Genomic DNA, 20,075 nt, shown 5'->3' with positions numbered 1-20,075 from the left:
CATTTTTCATTTCACGCCACGAACCAATCATTTCGCGACACAGGTAGTCCCGAAGGCCATATACGCACAAACGAGACAATTTAGGACAGATAGCACGCAGCGACCGTGATACTCATGTTGACCCCTCCGTGCAGCCCACCAGGGTCACGGAGCTAATAACGATAAGCAACCATGCATCGGGAGTATCACGTTGAAAGTTAAAACCCTCACAACGGTCATCGCCTCTGCGATCTGCGCCAGCAGTGTCGCGGCGGCGGTCGCCAGTCACGCCCCACCGGGGATTCAGCAGATTCGAGCCGCCCAGCTCGACAATCTCGCCCAGCCATCCGCTCAAGAACAGCAGCACAACTCCGTGCTAACGCAACCGCGTCGACCGGGCGGCGTAAACCAGCAGATTCGCCCGGCTTCTGCCGAAGACAAATTTGCCCAGGAACCACCGCGCAGTGGCGAGGATGTGTACATCATTCGCCTGCAGGATCAGCCGGTCGCCACCTACGACGGTCGCGTTAAGGGCTACGCCGCTACCTCCAAGAGCGTGCTGCGCGCCGAAGCGGAGCAGGGCCTGCTCGCGGTACCGCGCGGCCCCCGTGGACTGGAGACCGTCCAGCAGAACCGCGCCGTTGGCTATAAAAATTATCTTATGGACAAGCAGCAGGTGGTGGTACAGGAAGCCCGCGCCCTGGGCGTGAAGCGCGCCCCGCGCCTGCAGTTCACCGACGCCATCAACGGCTTCACCATGGCGATGACCCAGGCGCAGGCGAAGGAAATGGCGAAGCTGCCGCAAGTAGCCTTCGTGCAACGCTCCGATATGCTGCAACTGCACACCGACCGCGGTCCGGAATTTATCGGTGCGGACAAGATCTGGAACGGTGAGACCAGTGCCAGCAGCCTGGAGCAGAAAGGCGAAGGCATGATCGTCGGTATCCTGGATACCGGTATCAACACCGACCACGTTTCCTTCGCTGACGTGGGTGACGACGGCTATGACCACACCAACCCCTGGGGCAGCGGCAATTACGTAGGCGACTGTGCCGCCGGCACATCCACCTGTAACGATAAACTGATCGGCGTGTGGAGCTGGCCGTTTATCACCGACACCTATGAGGGTGTGCGCCCGGCCAGCGGTGAAGACTACAACGGTCATGGCAGCCACACTGCCAGTACCGCCGCCGGTAACGTGGTGCACAATGTCCCCTACCTGGGCGGCACGCCGAGTGTCGGCGACGGCATTCCCACCGGCTTCGAATTCGAACAGGCAGCCGGTGTCGCTCCCCACGCCAACATTATTTCCTACCAGGTCTGCTTCCCGGATCACCGCGGCTGTCCCAGCGAGGTCATGCTGAAGGCAATCGACCAGGCCATCCAGGACGGCGTTGACGTTATCAACTTCTCCATCGGCGGTGGCGATCGCTTCCCCTGGGAAGACGCCACGGCCATGGCCTTCCTGTCCGCGCGTGAAGCGGGTATTTCCGTAGCGGCGTCCGCCGGCAACGCGGGCAAGGGCTTCTACACCCTGTCCCACACCGCACCCTGGTACACCGTCGTGGCCGCGAGCACCACTGACCGCGTGATGGACGTTACTGCCAACAGCATCGAGATGAGTGGCGGCGCCACTACACCCCCGTCTTTCTGGGTCAGCGAGACAGACCCCAAGAGCGACGACATCGCCGGCTTCTCTCAGGGCAGCGTCACCGGCACACCGGTACTCGCCGCGGATTTCGGCGATGAAATGTGCCTGAACGAGTTTGCTGCCGATACCTTTACCAGCGATCAGATCGTGATCTGTAAACGCGGCCAGAACGCCCGCGTCGACAAGGCCTTCAACGTACAGGCTGGCGGCGCCGGCGGTTTTATTCTGTACAACGACTCCTACCCCGGTATGAGCAATGAAGAGACCCAGGTCTACGACGATATCTACCCGCTGCCGGGTCTGCATATCAAAAGCTACCCGGGTACCAAACTGGTCAACTGGGTAAACGATGGTGGCAGTGACCACAGCGTAACCATCACCGGTGGCAGTATTTCCCGCACCCTGGATGAAAGCGCCGGCGACATGCTCGCAGGCTTTTCTTCCCGCGGCCCGGCTACACACTTCACCGGCAGCCTGGCTCCGCATATCAGCGCACCCGGCGTGAATATTCTCGCGGCCTATGCTGACGAACAGCCGTTCACCGGTGGTCTGGCCAAAGACTGGACCATGATCAGTGGCACCTCCATGGCCAGCCCCCATGTGGCCGGTGCTATGACCCTGGTGCGCCAGGCGCATCCGGACTGGACCGCAGCCGAAGTGCAATCCGCTCTGCTGATGACCGCGGCACAGACCGTGCGCGAACCCATCGATGCGTATAACGACCCGCGCCCGGCGCATACCTACCGCGCCGGTAGTGGCCGTATAGACGTGGCCGCCGCCGTCGACGCCGGTCTGGTGATGGACGAAACCGCAGCCAACTTTGAATTCGCCAACCCGAAAAATGGCGGCGATGTAAAACAGTTGAACCTGCCACAACTGGTGGATAACAACTGCCGTCGCAACTGTTCCTGGATACGTACCGTGCGCGCCACCCGCGACGGCAACTGGACCGTGAGCAACGGCGACTGGACCTACGATGTATGGAATTCCGGCGAGGGAGAACGGCCGGTTCAGGGCGCAAAAATCGCGGCCTTCCCGTCGAGCTTCAGCCTGAAAGCGGGCGAGACCCAGACCATCGTATTCCGCGCCGATCTCACCGACGTGCAGTGGGAATGGAACGGCGTACTCGACGTCGAGGATCAGCCGGAAGTGGAAATGTGGAGTGAAGTGCGCTTCGAATCCACCGATAGCAGCATCCCCGATGCCCACTGGCCGGTTTCGATCAATTTCGACCGCGCGGGCCTGCCGAGCATGGTGAATGTCGAAGTGCATCGCGACAACGGCAGCTACCACGTGAAAGATCTGCCTCTGCCGGCGATGAACAGCATCGCCTACCGCGGCTATACCCCGGTAAAAGCCGAGGTCGAGGAAGTTACCCTGCCCCAGGATAACAACCACTACCCCATTTACATGGATGGAGACCACGGGCCGGGCCACACCCGTGTGACCATGCTCGAGGTGCCGGAAAACACGGCACGCCTGGTGGTCGAAGTACTGGAAAATGTCAGCGGACCGGGCTGGAACGAGGCCAAGCGACGCTACCTCGACGGGTGGGCCACCGTGTTCATCGGCCGTGATGCGGACGCTGATGGTGAAGTGGATATTGACACTGAACTGCTGTGCGCCTCGTCTACCCAGATCGAGCTCAACTACTGCAGCATTACCAATCCGGATGCCGGCAGCTACTGGGTAATGGTCGAAAACGTCCGCATGAAGGCAGCAGACAACACCGAGTACGAAGGCTTCGAACTGGTGGACACCTACAAAGTCGCCACTGCCATTGTGCCCGCCGATGCAGGAGGCCTGCAGGTTGAAGGGCCGACCAGCACCGACGGCAGCAAAGCCGTAGGTGTGGATCTGAGCTGGGCCCTGAGCGATCTCAAAGAAGGTGACGTAGCCTATGCAGGCTTCGATATCGGCACCTCCAATGCTCCCGGCAGTGTGGGCTTCGTACCGGTCAAACTGACCCGCGGCGCCGACGATGTCAGCATTACCACCAGCCAGACCCAGGCGATCGGTGGCGACATCATCGATGTCTCGGTGCATGTACTGGAAAACAACTCCGGTATCGACCGCGAGATCGACCTGATCAGCCAGATGCCGGAAGGCCTGACCCTGGTGGAAGGCTCGGTGAAGATCAACAACCCGCGCATGCGCGACAATCTCACCGTGGATGGCGATCTCATCCGCGTGAACGGCGTGCAGGAAAATTCCGGCGACTGGAAACCCGATTACGAAATCACTACCAGTGAAACGGACCAGATGTGTCGCACGCCCAACTACGGTGGCGCCAGCAACGGTGGCTTTATTGGCCTGTTCCAGAACTACGGTTTCATTCCGGAGATTGGTGGTAATGCCACCGACTTTGTGAACCCGGAATTCCAGATTCAGCTGAGCCGCTTCTGGGGCGAGAACGCGAGTATCAACCTGTTTAACAACAAGGAATACCGCTCCTATCCCTCGCTGGTAGTGTCACCCCAGGGCTACGTCGCGCTGGAAGCTCAGTACGATAGTGCTGCGCATATCGCGCACTGGGAATTCCCCTACTACTCCGCACCCTATACGCCTTTTGTCGGGGCATTCTGGAGAGGTACGGTAAATTCCCAGAGCTGGTTCGGTGCCAACGTCGATGCACTCGGCACACCGCTGAATCAGGTAGCCAATAAAACCGAAGGTTCCGGTATCGCACTGGCCTGGGCCCAGGACCCGGAAAATAATATCAACGATATTATTATCGAGTGGGTCAACGCCCGTACCCAGAACCTCGATATCGGCTGGTCTGGGGGTACCCTGAACAGCGAGAAGTCTGACCGTTACAACTTCAACCTGATCGTGCACGAAGGCTACCGCTACGGCGAGGGTGAATACGAATTTACCATGGCCTACGGTGACCTGGATTTTGCCGGCGAGCCCGGTGGTGGTTCTATCGGCCTGCACGGCCACTACGGCCCGCTGGATGTTCAGGGCTATCCGTTCTACTTCAAGCAGGAAGTCGGCAAGAGCTTTGCCCACAACGACCTGGACAGCAGACTGAAGAAAGATCTCGTGGTCTGCTACGACTACGTAGGTCCGGAATCCACCCAGTTTGACCTGAGCTTCCAGGTGCGTGTGGCGGAAACTGCGGCCGGGCAGGATCTGGAGCTGGCCTTCGTCAGTGATATCGACGGTATGGCCCAGGAAGTGAAGAGCCAGATCATCGTGGTACCGAGCAACCTGACTCTGGTAGAGATCGCCGACCAGACCACTGCGGAAAACACCCCGGTGGAAATTGAAGTGATCTATATCGATAAGGACCAGGCGCCAAACCTGATCTCCGTGAGCGGCGAACACATTTCCGCGACGGTTTCCGGTCACGCATCCGGCTCCGTGATTACCATCACCCCGGAAAGCAACTGGTATGGTGAGACCGAAGTGACGGTAACCGTTGCCGACGAGCAGGTACCTGCCGACAAGTCGAGCCAGTCGTTCATGATGACGGTGGCGTCCGACGGTGAAGAGCCGGGTTGTACCGATATTGAAGCGGACAACTACGACGAAAATGCCAATGTCGACGACGGCAGCTGCACCTATCCGGAACCGGAGCCTCAGCCGGAACCAGAACCTAAGCCAGAAGAACCCAAGAAGAAACGGAAAGGCGGTTCCGCCGGTACTTTCCTGCTTGGACTTCTTGCCATACTCGGACTGGTTCGTCGTTTTCGTGTGATTCGCTAATCCTTTGGGTAGTGCACCAACAGAACTGAGCTGAATTCATTCGGTTCAGATCGATCAAGCCCCGGCGCTTCCGCCGGGGCTTTTTTTGTGTGTATTTTTACAGATGTACGGTCGACGTCTGCCCCCTGGGTTCCGGCTCTACATATTCAGCGTGCACCAGATAGCGCAAAGGCCCACCAACGCGCATCGCGTTAAACGGATAACAGGTCACTAGCAGCAGGTCCGGCGCGGCAACGATGGGCAAACGTTCTTTTTCGCTATCAACCACTTTTGTCCCATTGACTCGGAAGCTGTGCCAGCGTCCGCTTTGATCCTGAAGTTGAATCACATGGCCCGGCTGCAACTTATCGAGATTTTTGAAGTGGGTATCCCGGTGCGCCGCAACCACGGTCGTGCGCGGTGCTAATAACTTCCCGGGTTCGCCCGCACCATCCAGCATACCCGGGCCAAACGCCAGCGCCTGTCCACTGGTACCGCGCAATACCATCAGCGGTTTATCCTCTCCCATTTTTATTTGTGCCACCGGCCATGTATCCGCCCAGGGCCAGGGTTTTTGCACTTCCCCACTGGCCAACTGACGCTGCCACGCATCGCTGATCAGGTACTGGGCCAGTTCTGCTTTAGCCAGAATCCAGCCGCCGCTACCCAGTTGCCAGATACCCGCGCCCATCAGAATAACCGGCAGCCAGTGTTTCAGAATCCGCAGCGCCATCATCTCAAACCTCCACCGGGCGGGCATTGCCGGTGCGTACAGGCGCTTCGCGGTATTTCAGTGCAGCAACCGTCAGGCGTCGCGCCAGAAACTGATCGAGGCGAGTCCGGCAGCGGCGCACATCCGGCATGCACCGACGCAGTATGCGGCGAGCAACGCGCACCACTTGTGCGCGAACACGCAGCGCACCGCCCAATCCCAGTAGCAGCAGTGCCGTCAGCAGTTGACCGTAAACGCCGGTCGCCGTTGAGGGATAGGTCATACGCTGCAGCACCTGTCCCTGCGCTACGGCGTTAGGCACACCATGAGACTTCAAGCGCTCTGAAGCCGGACGCACGGGCGTTTCCTCCACCGCAACAAAGCTGGTGTAAGGGCTGGCAAGCTGATAGGCCAGTGCGAGGCCTATAATTTCCTGTTTGATCGGGTCTTCGGCTTTTTCACCCTCGCGTGTTGACGACGTCAGCGGGCCACGCTGTTGCTGCTCATCACGCAGCGCACCAATTTTCGAGCGCGCCCACAGGCTGCCAATTTCACGTCCGCCGTTATCGACCGCCAATTGGCCCAGAGAAATGGTCCGGTAAAATCGCTTGCCCGCCAGGCGGCCGCTAACCACGACTTCACCACTGGAAGGATTACCCAGTTGCTGGCCCTCAACTCGTGCCACCAGCCGCACCGGTTCACCGCGATACAGGTCCGGCAGCTGCTTTGGATAGGTTTCTACCTTGATGCCCTGCGGCCATTCCACCTGGAGATCGGTGACCAGTGGATTTTCCAGCTTTTCAAACAGCTGGCCCATTTTCGTCTGCACTTCACCGAGATCGCCAATCTGTACAAAACTGCCGCGGCCAAACTCCGCAGCCTTGGTCATAAAGAAACTGTTGGGCGCAGAACCTATGCCCACGGTAAACAGGCGCACCTGACCAAGTCGCTGGCGCACGATTTCAAACAGCGCGCGCTCATTACCTACCGCGCCATCGGTAATAAAAATGACCTGCCGCACCAGCTCGCCGGCCTGTTCGTCCAGCTGCTGAGAAAGCGCTTCTTTCAATGCGGGGGCCATTTCGGTACCGCCGGTGGCTTCGAGGGATTCCACCCAGTCCCGCGCTCGCTGAATATTGTCCGGCGTTGCACTGACCGGGCGCGGATAAAAAGAGCGGTGGTGACTGTTGAATTCAATCACATTAAAGCGATCCGCAGCGTCCAGCCGAGACAGTGCCAACAACAGGCTCTCCTTTGCCTGCCGGATGGAAACGCCGCTCATGGAACCTGAGGTGTCCACCACATAAACCACCTCTCGCGGCAGTTTTTGTGTGGCCGCAGACTGGTGTGGAGGCAGCAGCAACAACTGGAGATACTGCGCGGAAGCATCTGCAGACTGCTCCGCAAACACTGCCGCAGATGGCATGACGGATGTTTGTGGCCGCCAGTGCAGGGCAAAGTCCCGATCCATGGGAACGGAACCCTCTTTCAATTCGATTTGATACTGGTGGTCGCTCTGGCGACGAAAATTGACTTCATGGTAGGGACTGAAAATATCCGCCAGCGGCAGTCCCATACCGAGATCAATGGCAATGGACATTTGGTGGCTGCCGCGCGCTTGCAACTCGGGCATCGGTATCATGGTGGGAGAAATCAGTTCGGCATCGGGTATCTCAGATGTGGGCAGTGACCAGCCGTGCGCATTTAATGCCACATCCTGTTGCGAGGCCGTGGGCGTGCCAGGCATATAGCGCGGGGTCAGTGTACTGGGAAGGCGCAGGCTGAACTGGCCGCTGTCAAAACGCAGGTTCTGCAAATAGCGGATTTCCACCGCTACCTTCTCTCCCGGTGCAATATTCGCGACGCGGCTGGTAAACAGATTGGGCCGCTGCTGCTCCAGAAGTGCGGCGCGCTTGCCCTCCGCCTTCGCCTGCCGGTAGACCTTTTTCGCGGCTTCCCGCTCCCGTACCTTGCCCACAATGCGGCGCTCGCCGACGACGATTTCCATTCCGTTGACCGCGGCATTTTCCGGCAGCGGCAACACGTACACCGCCTCCTGCCAGTCGTTGCTGGTATTGGAAAAGGACTGCTGGATATGCACCTCGGCCACCAGCCCACGCACGCGAATATCCACTTCGGTACCCAGGTGAATCGCCGGCACATACTGACCCGGCACATCGCCAGAAAACAGAAGGTCACCGCTGCCGGCATCGTCCAGCGTTATCGGTTCGTATTCTGTATTCACGCCCTCTGCTGCCTTGGCTCCGTTGGCTCCGAGCGCCGCGAGCAACACCGCAAGTGCGGTAACCACCAGCAACATCCAGCTGCCGGTGCGATTTTTGCGGTAGCGGCGCCGGTAGTATTCATCGGTGGGGAGTATCAGCAGATCGCGCTCGATGCGTGGCGCGTGGAAAAACGGTCGGTTCACGGGAGCCTCCAGATTGGTTGATGGAGGCATTAAACACAGGCAATCGGGCAGAGCCCGGGGTGAAATCGGGCGTATCGCGGGTCAAATATGGCAAATTATGGCGGGGTGTATTTTAGGGCCGTATAAAAATAAAAAACCGGCGCAAAGGCCGGTTTCAAAATGACGAGTAGTAACGGGCTTCAGTCGATCAAGCCGTACTGGTCGCGCAGCACCTGAACGATCTCTGCCTTCGGGTTGTCGGAAATCACCAGCTTCTCGCCAATGATTTTCTCGGCGATACCCACGTAGGTATTGGAGACTTCCATCAACATGGATTCCGGCAGTTCGTTATCCCGCGCGAGCGCACTGCGCTCGTCCATACGATCCTTGTTCAGCAGGATATCCGGGTCCGGGAAGTGATTTAGCAGGGCCTGGCGGAAACCCTCTTTGGAGTTTTCCACAACCTTGCCATTGCGGTACTCGGCACCGTCCCAGATACGGGAGGAATCCGGCGTACCCACCTCGTCCATATAGATCAGCTTCTCGTTGCCTTCGGCATCGGTCACATAGCCAAACTCGAACTTGGTGTCGACGAAAACCTGATCCAGCTTTTCCAGCGCCGAGGAGATCACATCGAAACCTTCTTTCAACAGCGTCTCGTAACGATCGATGTCACCGGCGCTGTTGAAATTGAATGCGGCAAAGTTTTCTTCAATGTTGCTGCGAGTGATGTTCACATCGTCCGCTTCCGGCACACCGGGAATATCCTTGAGAATGCCTTTGGTGGACGGGGTGATCAATAGCTCGGGGAGCTTCTGGTCTTTCTGCAGTCCATCGGGCATCTGTATACCACAGAATTCCCGCTCGCCCTTGCTGTAGGCGCGCCACATGGAGCCGGTGATGTACTGGCGGGCGATGGCTTCGATCATCACCGGGCGGGCTTTCTGTACGATCCACACCGCCGGGTGCGGGATATCCAGAATATGGCTGTCCGCCAGGCCCTGCTCCTTGAACAGCTTGAACCAGTGATTGGCCACCGCATTCAGTGCCGCGCCCTTGCCGGGCACACCGCGCAGGCCGTTCTCGCCCTTCCAGATACAGTCGAACGCGGACATGCGATCGGAAATCACCATCACCGCCAGGGGCGCATCCGCCGCTACCGGGTAGCCTTTCTGTTTGATCAGGCGCGCGCTGTCGGCTTCGGTCAGCCAGTACACCGAGCGGACCTTGCCGCTGTGCACGGGCTTGTCGGTGCGGATGGGGAGGTCGTTATTCACCGCCAGGACTTTGTCAGCAAGGCTCATGGACTTTCCTATGCCGTTAAACGGATATAGACAGATAGTAGATAAAAGCCCCGCGAAAGCGGGGCCGGAGATTCAGGCGCGGGATTCTAGCAAACCGCGGATTCTTGAAACAGTAACGAACACACCGGTTCAGGGCTCTTCAGAACCGGTCATTGCCGCTTCCCGCGCCCACTCCTTCTGGTGCTCACTGGTGGGCCAGGCGTTGAGAATAGCCTTGGCCAGGGTTGCCAGGGGGATGGCAAAGAAAACGCCCCAGAAGCCCCAGATACCACCAAATACCAGTACCGCGAGGATAATCGCCACCGGGTGCAGGTTGACCGCCTCGGAAAACAGGATAGGCACCAGCACATTGCCGTCCAGCAGCTGGATAATGCCGTAGGCAAACATCAGCCAGAAAAACTCGCTGCTCCAGCCCCACTGGAACAGGCCGATGGCCGCCACCGGGATGGTGACCACCGCCGCGCCGATATAGGGAATCAGCACCGAAAGTCCCACTGCCACCGCCAGCAACAGGGCGTAATTTACCCCCAGCAACAGGAAAGCGATGTAGCTGGCCACCGTCACGATGGCAATCTCAATCACCTTGCCACGCACGTAGTTGGCCACCTGGTCGTTCATTTCGTACCAGATCTGGCGCAGCATCGGACGCTGGTGGGGCAGAAAGGAGGCACACCAGCGCAGCAGCTTGTTGGAGTCCTTGAGGAAAAAGAACACCAGGATAGGCACCACCACCAGATAGATCAGCACCGCCGCCAGTACCGGGATATTCGCCAGGGAAAAGGTCAGCACCGTCTGGCCAAAATTGCCCAGTTCACTACCAATGGTGCTGAAGATCTCGTCGATCTGCTGGGCGGTAACCAGGCGCGGGTACTGTTCCGGCAGCAGGATCAACAGGTCCTGGCCACTGGCAATCATATTCGGGAGTTCGGCGAACAGGCGCGCGGTCTGACGCCATATAATCGGCATCACCACAAACAACAGGCCGACAATGGTCCCCACCAGCACCAGACAGGCAATGGTCACCGACAACCAGTGCGGGACCTTCCACGACTCCAGCCGCTGCACCATGCCCTGCATCAGGAAGGCAATCACCAGTGCTGCGAGCACCGGCGCCAACACGCCACCAAGGGTGGCGAGGACGATCATGGCGGCCAGCAACAGCAGTACCAGCAGCACCACCTCTTCCTGACCGAAATAGCGATTTACCCACCCCTTAACAATCGCATACATAAAAGCTGTTCTCTCGAGACTCCGATGGAAGTGTGTTTGATGATTTGATCGGTCAGCGAGAGAGGCTGTGCCCCGCTTTCGTGACCAATGATTCAGCGTATTAGATCTGCCGCAACCAGAAATGAAAGGACTCGCCGTCCGTTTCGACACGCGCCAAAGGTACACCACTCAAGTCACAAAAGCTGCGAATATCCCGCCGGGATGCGGGATCCGTGGTGATCAGGTGCAGCAGCTCTCCCGGCGCCAGTTGCTTCAATGCGCGGCGCATGGCGAGCAGCGGTTGCGGGCAGGGAAGCCCGGAGGCATCTACCCTTAAGGCATCCTCCCAACGGACATCCTGGCGAAGTGCGGCCTGTTGTGTAGTCGTGGTCATAAAAATGCGGTAAAGAACCGTTAATGCCGCGAATTATAACGGCCACGTCTGGTCAATGGGTCATGAGGCAGAACCTTTTGCCCCAGAATTGATCAAAACCTCGACAGTCTCACAGGGTTACGTATAGTGTTAGCCGCAGGAAACCCGGCAGGCGCAGTTAGATTATGACCGAGAACCTCACAGCATTCAGATACCGAATCCGACTCGGCTGCGCGCGACTGCGCCGGCGCGCCGCCGGTTTCGCCGCCAGCGTGGCTACCGGCCTGGTATTGACCGCCGCGCCAATCGCAGCCACGGCCCAGGACGACCATCATATCCAGCTGCCTATGCTCGGGGACACCAGCAGTGGTCTGGTATCCCGCGCGCGCGAGAAGGAGCTGGGCAGCATGTGGCTGCGCATGTTTCGCAGCCAGGTGCGCACCTCCAGTGACGCCCTGCTCCAGCAATATGTGGAGAATTCGCTCAAATCCCTGGCGGAGTACAGCCCCCTAGAGGATAAGTCTCTGGACGTGGTGGTGGTCAACAACGAGACCATGAACGCCTTCGCCGTACCCGGCGGTGTGGTCGGTGTACACACCGGCCTGTTTCTGTTTGCCGAGAACGAAGACCAGTTCGCCTCGGTGCTCGCCCACGAACTGGCGCACTTGAGCCAGCGCCACTACGCACGCTCCCTGGAGGCCCAGCGCAATAGCACCCTGCCGACACTGGCGGGTATGCTCGGCGCCCTGGTGCTTGCGGCCACCGCCGGCGGCGATGCGGGCCTCGCCGCCATGACTGCCACCCAGGCCGCCGCCCTCGACAATCAATTGCGCTTTTCCCGCCAGAACGAGCAGGAAGCCGACCGCGTGGGCATCGAAACCCTGGCCAAGGCCGGCATGGACCCACAGGCCGCCGGCGAGATGTTCGAGCAGATGCTCAAGGCCACCCGCTACTACCGCCGCCCGCCGGAGTTCCTGCTGACCCACCCGGTCACCGAGAAACGGATTGCCGATGCCAAGCTGCGCGCCAACCGCATGGAAAAAGTGCCCCTGCGGGACAGCCGCGAATACCACCTGATGCGCGCCCGCATCCGGGTCGCCGCCGAGGCCACCCCCCAGCAGGCGGTGAAACGCTTTCAGGCGGAGCTGCGCGGCATCAACGACAACGAAGACGCCGCCCGCTACGGCCTGGCCCTGGCCCAGACTTCCGCCGGCAAACCGGACACCGCCATCGATACACTGCAGCCCCTGCTGGACAAAGAGCCTGACAAGGACGCCTTTATCCTGGCGCGCGCGGATATCGACCTGGCCCGTCACGATTACACCAGTGCCACCAAACGCTTGCAGCAGGCTGTGGATAACAGCCCGAAAAACCACGCGCTGATCATGGGCCTGGCCAACGCGCACTTCAAAGCGGGCAACTACCTGGCGGCGGAGCGCATTCTGAAGAAACACAGCCGTGTGCGCCGCAAGGATCCGGCGGTTTGGTATTTACTGGCGGAAACTCACGGCCTGGCCGGGGATATTGTTGGCGTGCACGAGGCCCGTGCGGAGTATTACATCCTGAACGGCGTGTTCGACAAGGCGCTACAACACCTGCGCCACGGTGTACGTCTGGCGAAAAACGATTACCAGACCCATGCGATTCTGGAACAGCGCATGAAAGATGTGATCAAGATGCAGGAGAAGGCTAAGGAGCTGTAAAGAAAGGCTTTATTCCACTTCTGAGTACGGTGGTTTGAAACCAACCCGGTGGCGGTAAAGCACCGGGTATCTGTTTTCAGAACCGGGCTAGGCGCCCCCCTTCAATACATCCCTGTACGCTGCGCCGGCGACATCCCTGTCGCCGACGCTTTCGAAAACGGATCCCCGCCACTTTACCTTCGATTTACAGCATTCAGCATTGAATCGAATTAATCCAAGGGCTTACGGAAATCCAGCATCCGCTGCAGTGGCATCATCGCCCGCTTGCCGAGCTCTGGATCCACAAAAATTTCGTTGTCACCGCGTTCCAGTACCCCGCACAGATTCTCCAGGGAGTTCATCGCCATCCACGGGCAATTTGCGCAGCTGCGGCAGGTGGCACCGGAGCCGGCAGTAGGCGCAATAATCAGTTCTTTGTCCGGGCACTGCTGCTGCATTTTGTAGAAAATGCCCTGGTCGGTGGCGACGATAAACTGCTTGTTGGGACGGGTTTTCGCGGCGTTGATGATCTGCGAAGTGGAGCCCACCACATCCGCTAACTCCACTACCGCCGCAGGGGATTCCGGGTGTACCAGCACCAGCGCTTCCGGGTACATGGCCTTCAAATCAGCCACGCCCTTGGCTTTGAATTCCTCATGCACGATACAGGCGGCATCCCACAGCAACACGTCGGCGCCGGTCTGCTTCTGTACATAGCTACCGAGGTGCTTGTCTGGCGCCCACAGGATTTTTTCGCCCTGGCTGTCCAGGTGATCCACAACATCCAGCGCAATGCTGGACGTCACCACCCAGTCTGCGCGGGCTTTTACCGCAGCAGAAGTGTTCGCGTAAACCACCACGGTACGATCCGGGTGCTGATCGCAGAACGCGGAAAACTCATCAATCGGGCAGCCTAGATCCAGAGAGCAGGTTGCCTCCAGAGTCGGCATCAATACGCGCTTGTGTGGGGTCAGGATTTTGGCCGTCTCCCCCATAAACTTCACACCGGCAACGATCAGGGTTTCGGCCTGATGCTGGGCGCCAAAGCGCGCCATCTCCAGGGAGTCGGATACGCAGCCACCGGTTTCTTCCGCCAGTGCCTGAATCAGCGGATCGGTGTAGTAGTGTGCAACCAGTACCGCATTCTGCTCTTTCAGCAGGCGCTTGATACGCTCGCGCCACAAGTCCAGTTCCTCTGCGCTGTATTCATGCATCCCCGGATGTGTCAGGTGGTCCTGCACGAAATCGCGGGCATCGATGGCGTTCGGTGCGGGGGCGCTGGAAGCAATTTTTTCGCTACTGTCTGTCATAGTTTTTTGCGTGAAGTTTCTGCGTACTGACGGAAAGGGCCGGCATTATACCGGTACATGAGCAATTCGCCGATCTTCGGCTCGCAATCCCTGCACAGTGCCTGTATTCAGAGGCATTTTAAGGTGGCCTATTGCGGGAGACGATGCGGGAAACGACGCAGGAGGAGGCAGCAATATCGCGTGTGCGAGGCAAATTAAATGGGGGGAGACTTAAGGAAATGGTGGGTCGTGCTGGATTCGAACCAGCGACCAATTGGTTAAAAGCCAACTGCTCTACCAACTGAGCTAACGACCCTTAAGACTGCCGAATCTCATACGGAGAAAGGCAAAACTACTTGTATAACCCGCACTTGCTACGAGTTCTTTAATAAGCACCGGTTCGATCAGAGAATCGGAATGCCGGTACAGGAGGGAAGATGGTGGGTCGTGCTGGATTCGAACCAGCGACCAATTGGTTAAAAGCCAACTGCTCTACCAACTGAGCTAACGACCCTTGACCCCTCTACCTGAGGAGCTGCGTATCTTACGGATCTAATCCGAAAACACAAGTCCCGGTTACAAAAAAATTTCTAACAAATATAAGGGCTTAGACCCCCGACTGGCGCGCTCTGCGGCACCCGGTCCTTCCGCGAAAACCCACCTGTTCAGGCATAAACTGTTGGATCGTGCAGGCCTGCTTCCGCAAAACCGGCGGCGCGCAGGCGACAACTGTCGCATCGACCACAGGCTGCACCGTTGGGCAGTGCCTGGTAGCAACTTACCGTCAGGCTGTAGTCCACACCCAACTCACTGCCGCGCTTGACGATATCCGCCTTGCTCATCTTCATCAGCGGTGCATGGATAGTCAGCTTGTTACCCTCGACCCCGGCGCGGGTTGCCAGATTGGCCATTTTCTCGAAGGCATCAATGTAGTCCGGGCGACAATCCGGGTAACCAGAATAGTCAACCGCATTCACACCCACAAAAATATCCTGCGCGCCCAGCACTTCGGCCCAGCCCAGCGCAATGGACAGGAACACGGTGTTGCGGGCAGGCACGTAGGTGACGGGAATACCGGATGTCTCCTCCTCCGGCACATCGATGCTGTCGTCGGTCAGCGCGGAGCCGCCGATGACCCGAAGGTCTAGCTTGACCACTTTGTGCTCGCGGGCATCCAAATCGGCCGCGACGCGCTGGGCGGCCATCAGTTCGGCACTGTGACGCTGACCGTAGTCAAACCCGAGGGCAAAACACTCGTATCCCTCTGCCCGGGCCATGGCCAGGACGGTGGCGGAGTCCAGACCGCCGGAGAGTAGTACGACTGCTTTTTTGCTGCTCATAGTTCTGCCAATTGGGTTCGGTTTAGTAGAGAAGAAGTTGAAACTGGAATCAAACGCCCGGGATATCGCCCCACAACAGCTTGTGCAGCTGCATCTGCATGCGTACCGGCAGCCCGTCCTCGAGAATCCACTCCGCCAGCTGGCGCGGGGCCAGCTGTTCGTAACTGGGGGAGAACAGCACCTCGCCCACGCGTTCGGCAAGCTGGTACTGGTCCAGGGTAAAGCGCGCCCAGTCGTAATCGCCACGATCACAGATCACAAACTTGATCTGGTCCTTGCGGGTCAGCAGCGGGATATTCTCCATGCGGTTGCGCCCCTGCTCACCCGAGGCCGGAGTCTTCAGGTCGACCACACGGGATACCCGCTCATCCACTAGATCGACCGGCATTGCGCCGCTTGTTTCCAGAGAAACCTGGTAGCCGGCATCGCACAGAGCCTTTATCAGCGGGATACAGTTGGGTTGCGCAAGTGGCTCGCCACCGGTAACACACACGTGGCGCGCCGGATAAGACTGCACTTTCTGCAAGATCTCGGCCAGCGTCATGCGCTCGCCGCCGTAGAAGGCATACTCGGAATCACAGTAGGTACAGCGCAACGGGCAGCCGGTCAGACGCACGAACACCGTGGGCAGGCCACAGTCGCGGGCCTCTCCCTGCAGCGAGTAAAAAAGCTCGCTGATACGCAGAGACTCTGCGGTCAGGTCCACAGCTTTTCCAGCTCGGTTTGATTCAGTCTTCAACTCGGCCATATACCGCTCAGATCGTAGAAATTGTCCGGACAGGCGATTTGCGCGCGCCGGCACATACAAAAACGCCCGGAGGGTTAGTACCCTCCGGGCGCGGGATCATAGAGTTTTTTTGATCACAAAACCAGCACCGCTGGTTTAACCTCCCCTGCCGGCGAGGTTGTCAGGCCACAGAGAAAGCGGCCTTAGAAATTTTCTTTGAGGTACTGCTTGGCCAGGTTGGAGGCGCGCTGATCGCTCGCTGCTACCTGCTCCAGCAGCTCTTTAGCTTTCGCGTTGTCGCCCAGCTGATGGTACACGGTACCCAGCTTGTAGCGGCCATCCCACACTTTGCTTGAGTTGGGGTAACCGTCCAGAAGCGCCACAAACCAGGTGCGGGCCTCTTCAATGTTCCCCTGCACCAGGGCGATTTCCCCCAGCCAGTAGTTGGCATTGGGAGCGTATTGCCCGTTAGGATAATCCTCCAGCAGGCTCTTGAACGCTTTACTGGCCCCTGCGTAATCGCCGTTGCGGGCCAGGCCGAAACTCGCCTGGTAGCGGTCGCGCTCACTTTCGCTCGCCTCTGGGGCTGAACCACCGCCAGCAATCGGGGCAGGCTCGCTGCCTGCGGCACTGTTACCGGATTCATTCCCGGATGGAGCACCATCCGCCGGCGCTGCGCCATCAAGCTTGGATATACGGCGGTCGAGGTTCATGTAGTCTTCGGTGCGCTGCTGGCGCAACCGCTTGACCTCGTGCCTGAGCTCCTCCACCGCGCCACGCAATTCCTGAACTTCCTGCTGCAGAACCTGCATCTGGTAGTAGGCATCCGCCTGGGGATTCGCCTGCAGATTACCTGCCGAGGTATTGGTACGTGCCGCCAGCTGTGGATAACTGGGGGGAGGAGGGGTTGCAGTGCCCTGGTTAACGGAGCTGCCACTGGACAGATCCACCACCGGAGCCTGCGCGAATACGGACGAAGCCGCAGCCAAACCGGCTGCGGCTATCGCGATACTTCTAATCAAAAAAGACAATTGCATGCTTCTAGATTAGTTGATTACCACGCGACGGTTCATTGCGCGTGCGCTCTCGCTGGAACCGTCAGAAGCCGGGCGCTCTTCGCCGTAGCTGATCACTTCCAGGTTGGCAGCGTTTACGCCCTGAAGTACCAGGAAGTCGCGAACCGCGTTGGCGCGACGCTCACCCAGTGCCAGGTTGTATTCACGGGTACCCAGCTCGTCAGCGTGGCCTTCCAGACGAACGGTGCCAGCGGCGCCGCGCATACGGTCAGCGTGCTTGATCAGCAGCTCACGAGTAGAAGGCTTCAGCAGGCTCTGGTCGAAGTCGAAGTAAACGACGTTGTCCAGCGGAACTGCGGTTTCGGTCGCAGTGGTGTCTTCAACCACCGGAGGCGGGGTCTGAACTACTTGCTGGTTTGCGCTGTCATCGGTGTCGGTGCTGGAACAACCGGCCATTACTGCCAGTACGCACGCCAGACCCAAGCCGGTTTTAACTGATTTGAACATAAACAACTCCGCTTTAGTGTTATCGAGAAATCCTGTAAGGGGTAAAACCCGGGATTAAATCAGGGTTTCGCTTCTTCTTATTTGTTTGATCTCACACTTGCCGCAAAAAAATAAGAAATGCGCCAGGTACTGCATCAATCAAAGTAAGGCGACCACGCCGGCTCGCGGACATTCCCCTGCTGAGAGGGCAGGCTGTATTTCACTCCGGCATCCAGCGACACCGCAGCTAGAATACCCTTGCTCCCCCGCTTGGTGGCGTACATCAGCATCGCGCCATTGGGCGCAATACTCGGGGATTCGTCCAGGCGCGTCTCCGTAAGGACACGCATTTGACCGGATACGATGTCCATCGTAGCGATAGTAAATACCCCCCTGCTACGATGCACCATAACCAGCGTTTTGCCATCGGGAGATACCCGCGGACGCGCGTTGTAGTCGCCGTCGAAGGTTAAGCGGTCTACTTGACCCGTGGCAAGAGTCAATTGATAAATTTGTGGCTTACCTCCCCTGTCGGAAGTGAAAACCAGCGATTTTCCATCCGGCATCCAGTTCGGTTCGGTATCAATGGAGAAGTGGCGGGTCATACGGGTGAAGCGGCCCGATGCCAGATCAAGCACATAGATCTCGGGGTTACCGTCTTTCGACAGCACCATGGCCAGCTTGGAACCATCTGGGGACCAGGTCGGAGAACTGTTCAGCCCCTTGAAGTTGGTCAGCTGCTGACGAGCACCGGTGCGAATGTTCTCACGGAAGATCGCCGGACGGCCTGTCTCGAAAGACACATAAGCCACTTCCTGGCCGGTAGGCGACCAGCTCGGTGACATCACCGGCGCACTGAAACGACGAATCTGACGCGCGCGGGCACCGTCGATATCCGACAGCATCAGCGCATAGCTGGGCTGACCACCGCGCTGGGTTTCCTGCACGTACACCATCTGGGTGCCGAAAGCTCCGCGAATTCCGGTGATCGCTTCAAAGATCTCATCGGCGGCGCGATGGGCGATGTCCCGCAGCTGTTCGGCGCCACCAGTAACCTGCTTGGTAAACATTTTGCGCTGACCAAAGATGTTCACCAGATCAAAGCTCAGCAGGTAACCGTTGGCCTGAGGCTGCATACGGCCGGTGACCACATATTCGGTGCCCAGCATCCGCCAATCGCGGAAGCTGACCTCCTCCGGGGTCTTCGGGAAAGACAGCATATCCTCCCTGGGAACCGGGGCGATCAGGCCGCTGCGACGCAGGTCGGCGGAGATGATGGAAGACACATCTTCCGGCAGTACTCCGCTGCCGGCCCAATCAAATGGCACGACCGCCACCGGGGTGGGGTTGTCATTGCCATCATCAATTTCCACCACCAGCTGGGCGTGGGCGGAAACCGCCAGCACGCAGCCAAGCAAAGTGGCAAAGAGAAGAGAGACTGTTTTTTTCATCATTGGCGCAGGCCTTCGACTCTGAATATCAGTTTGGTGGTTCTAATCTGGCGCTCGAACAGTGACGGCTCCTCTCGCGCCACCTTTTCCACTTCAGGGAAAACTTCTACCTTCTTGACCGCGGTCAGCACGGATCTATCCACTGCCGCATTGCCACTACCTTTAGTAATGGTAGAGGCCACGACACGGCCGGTGGGCACGAAGTTGATCTGCACCTCGACAACCATGCCATTGCGGGCGCTGGGTGGGCGGCTCCACACCTGCACAATACGCTGGCGGATCGCCTGGGCAACCGACATAACTGCGGCGGAATCGTCACTGGCATCCTGAAGCGCTTCTTCGTCCTCAAGCGCGTCTTCAAACGCGCTCTTGCGCTCCTGCTTCAACTGCTCTTTGCGCTCGGCCTCTTTACGCTCTTTTTCCTTGCGTGCCTCTTCGGCTTTGCGCTTTTTCTCGGCCTCTTCTTTTTTCTTGCGCTCGGCAGCAGCCTTACGTTTCTTTTCGGCCTCCGCCTTGCGCTGACGCTCGAGCTCCTGCTGGCGACGCTTCTCGCGCAGGTCGACCTTGGGCGGCGCCTTGGGCTTATCGGACTTGGACTCCAGCTGCACCAGCTTGGCCTGCACAAACTTTGGCATCGGCTTCAGCTCGCGCTTGTGTTCCGCCGCCCAGCCAAAGGTCAACACCGCGACCAACAACGCGTGCAGTGCAACACTGATAACAATGGCCGGACCATAGGAGCGGTTCATACTTGCTTATGGC

14 protein-coding genes and 2 tRNA genes are annotated in these 20,075 nt (G+C 58.5%); 2 read left to right on the top strand and 14 right to left on the bottom strand.

The genetic code is table 11. The features are described 5' to 3' along the window. The first annotated feature begins 190 nt into the window (after window positions 1-190). Complete coding sequence (locus ACYX4K_RS01875) at window positions 191-5,341, top strand: S8 family serine peptidase (RefSeq protein WP_475093789.1); 5,151 nt, start codon at window positions 191-193, stop codon at window positions 5,339-5,341. A 97-nt stretch (window positions 5,342-5,438) separates the two neighbouring features. Here ACYX4K_RS01875 and ACYX4K_RS01870 read toward each other — a convergent pair whose 3' ends face one another. The 5 genes from ACYX4K_RS01870 to ACYX4K_RS01850 all read right to left on the bottom strand — a co-directional run bounded on the left by ACYX4K_RS01870 (window position 5,439) and on the right by ACYX4K_RS01850 (window position 11,346). Next, window positions 5,439-6,053: a class GN sortase gene (locus ACYX4K_RS01870; protein ID WP_476178752.1), complete on the bottom strand. Its 615-nt coding sequence runs from the start codon at window positions 6,051-6,053 to the stop codon at window positions 5,439-5,441. A gap of 4 nt (window positions 6,054-6,057) precedes the next feature. After that, window positions 6,058-8,460, bottom strand: coding sequence for a marine proteobacterial sortase target protein (locus tag ACYX4K_RS01865; RefSeq protein ID WP_475093791.1), 2,403 nt, complete (start codon window positions 8,458-8,460; stop codon window positions 6,058-6,060). Between the two features lie 179 nt (window positions 8,461-8,639). Then, window positions 8,640-9,743 carry a phosphoribosylaminoimidazolesuccinocarboxamide synthase gene (locus ACYX4K_RS01860; protein WP_475093792.1) on the bottom strand — a complete coding sequence of 368 codons (1,104 nt, stop codon included), beginning with the start codon at window positions 9,741-9,743 and terminating at the stop codon, window positions 8,640-8,642. A 129-nt stretch (window positions 9,744-9,872) separates the two neighbouring features. Continuing rightward, complete coding sequence (locus tag ACYX4K_RS01855) at window positions 9,873-10,973, bottom strand: AI-2E family transporter (RefSeq protein WP_475093793.1); 1,101 nt, start codon at window positions 10,971-10,973, stop codon at window positions 9,873-9,875. Window positions 10,974-11,073: 100 nt separating this feature from the next. Beyond that, window positions 11,074-11,346 (bottom strand): sulfurtransferase TusA family protein, encoded by a 273-nt coding sequence (locus tag ACYX4K_RS01850; protein WP_475093794.1) that lies wholly within the window; start codon window positions 11,344-11,346, stop codon window positions 11,074-11,076. A gap of 164 nt (window positions 11,347-11,510) precedes the next feature. Here ACYX4K_RS01850 and ACYX4K_RS01845 point away from each other — a divergent pair, with 164 nt between their 5' ends. Then, window positions 11,511-13,028, top strand: a complete 1,518-nt coding sequence (locus ACYX4K_RS01845) for a M48 family metalloprotease (RefSeq protein WP_475093795.1) — start codon at window positions 11,511-11,513, stop codon at window positions 13,026-13,028. Between the two features lie 209 nt (window positions 13,029-13,237). Here ACYX4K_RS01845 and nadA read toward each other — a convergent pair whose 3' ends face one another. The 9 genes from nadA to tolA all read right to left on the bottom strand — a co-directional run bounded on the left by nadA (window position 13,238) and on the right by tolA (window position 20,062). Beyond that, window positions 13,238-14,317 (bottom strand): quinolinate synthase NadA, encoded by a 1,080-nt coding sequence (gene nadA, locus ACYX4K_RS01840; protein ID WP_475093796.1) that lies wholly within the window; start codon window positions 14,315-14,317, stop codon window positions 13,238-13,240. A 219-nt stretch (window positions 14,318-14,536) separates the two neighbouring features. Further along, window positions 14,537-14,612: transfer RNA gene (locus ACYX4K_RS01835), tRNA-Lys, on the bottom strand. Between the two features lie 122 nt (window positions 14,613-14,734). Continuing rightward, window positions 14,735-14,810 (bottom strand) — tRNA-Lys (locus ACYX4K_RS01830). Between the two features lie 151 nt (window positions 14,811-14,961). Continuing rightward, window positions 14,962-15,636: a 7-cyano-7-deazaguanine synthase QueC gene (queC, locus tag ACYX4K_RS01825; protein WP_475093797.1), complete on the bottom strand. Its 675-nt coding sequence runs from the start codon at window positions 15,634-15,636 to the stop codon at window positions 14,962-14,964. A 49-nt stretch (window positions 15,637-15,685) separates the two neighbouring features. Further along, on the bottom strand, window positions 15,686-16,384 hold the full coding sequence (gene queE, locus ACYX4K_RS01820; protein WP_475093798.1) for a 7-carboxy-7-deazaguanine synthase QueE: 699 nt from the start codon (window positions 16,382-16,384) through the stop codon (window positions 15,686-15,688). Window positions 16,385-16,566: 182 nt separating this feature from the next. Beyond that, on the bottom strand, window positions 16,567-17,400 hold the full coding sequence (gene ybgF, locus ACYX4K_RS01815; RefSeq protein ID WP_476178751.1) for a tol-pal system protein YbgF: 834 nt from the start codon (window positions 17,398-17,400) through the stop codon (window positions 16,567-16,569). 9 nt (window positions 17,401-17,409) lie between these two features. Then, window positions 17,410-17,886, bottom strand: coding sequence for an OmpA family protein (locus ACYX4K_RS01810; RefSeq protein ID WP_475093800.1), 477 nt, complete (start codon window positions 17,884-17,886; stop codon window positions 17,410-17,412). Window positions 17,887-18,020: 134 nt separating this feature from the next. Next, window positions 18,021-19,316, bottom strand: coding sequence for a Tol-Pal system beta propeller repeat protein TolB (tolB, locus tag ACYX4K_RS01805; protein ID WP_475093964.1), 1,296 nt, complete (start codon window positions 19,314-19,316; stop codon window positions 18,021-18,023). After that, a complete protein-coding gene (gene tolA / locus ACYX4K_RS01800) occupies window positions 19,316-20,062 on the bottom strand; it encodes a cell envelope integrity protein TolA (protein WP_475093801.1) in 747 nt (248 codons plus the stop codon). The genes tolB and tolA overlap by 1 nt, the downstream gene beginning before the upstream one ends. Between the last annotated feature and the right edge of the window lie 13 nt (window positions 20,063-20,075).

This window comes from Microbulbifer sp. ABF4_107, assembly GCF_056312215.1.
Note: the sequence above shows the minus strand (reverse complement) of the source record. Positions and strands in the feature narration are given on the sequence as shown.

Bases quoted from the DNA above. Each gene is read 5' to 3' on its own strand.
- tolB (WP_475093964.1), bottom strand. From the start codon at position 19,316: ATGAAAAAAACAGTCTCTCTTCTCTTTGCCACTTTGCTTGGCTGCGTG.
- ACYX4K_RS01810 (WP_475093800.1), bottom strand. From the start codon at position 17,886: ATGTTCAAATCAGTTAAAACCGGCTTGGGTCTGGCGTGCGTACTGGCA.
- ACYX4K_RS01870 (WP_476178752.1), bottom strand. From the start codon at position 6,053: ATGGCGCTGCGGATTCTGAAACACTGGCTGCCGGTTATTCTGATGGGC.
- ACYX4K_RS01850 (WP_475093794.1), bottom strand. From the start codon at position 11,346: ATGACCACGACTACACAACAGGCCGCACTTCGCCAGGATGTCCGTTGG.
- ybgF (WP_476178751.1), bottom strand. From the start codon at position 17,400: ATGCAATTGTCTTTTTTGATTAGAAGTATCGCGATAGCCGCAGCCGGT.
- queC (WP_475093797.1), bottom strand. From the start codon at position 15,636: ATGAGCAGCAAAAAAGCAGTCGTACTACTCTCCGGCGGTCTGGACTCC.
- queE (WP_475093798.1), bottom strand. From the start codon at position 16,384: ATGGCCGAGTTGAAGACTGAATCAAACCGAGCTGGAAAAGCTGTGGAC.
- ACYX4K_RS01860 (WP_475093792.1), bottom strand. From the start codon at position 9,743: ATGAGCCTTGCTGACAAAGTCCTGGCGGTGAATAACGACCTCCCCATC.
- ACYX4K_RS01855 (WP_475093793.1), bottom strand. From the start codon at position 10,973: ATGTATGCGATTGTTAAGGGGTGGGTAAATCGCTATTTCGGTCAGGAA.
- tolA (WP_475093801.1), bottom strand. From the start codon at position 20,062: ATGAACCGCTCCTATGGTCCGGCCATTGTTATCAGTGTTGCACTGCAC.
- nadA (WP_475093796.1), bottom strand. From the start codon at position 14,317: ATGACAGACAGTAGCGAAAAAATTGCTTCCAGCGCCCCCGCACCGAAC.
- ACYX4K_RS01845 (WP_475093795.1), top strand. From the start codon at position 11,511: ATGACCGAGAACCTCACAGCATTCAGATACCGAATCCGACTCGGCTGC.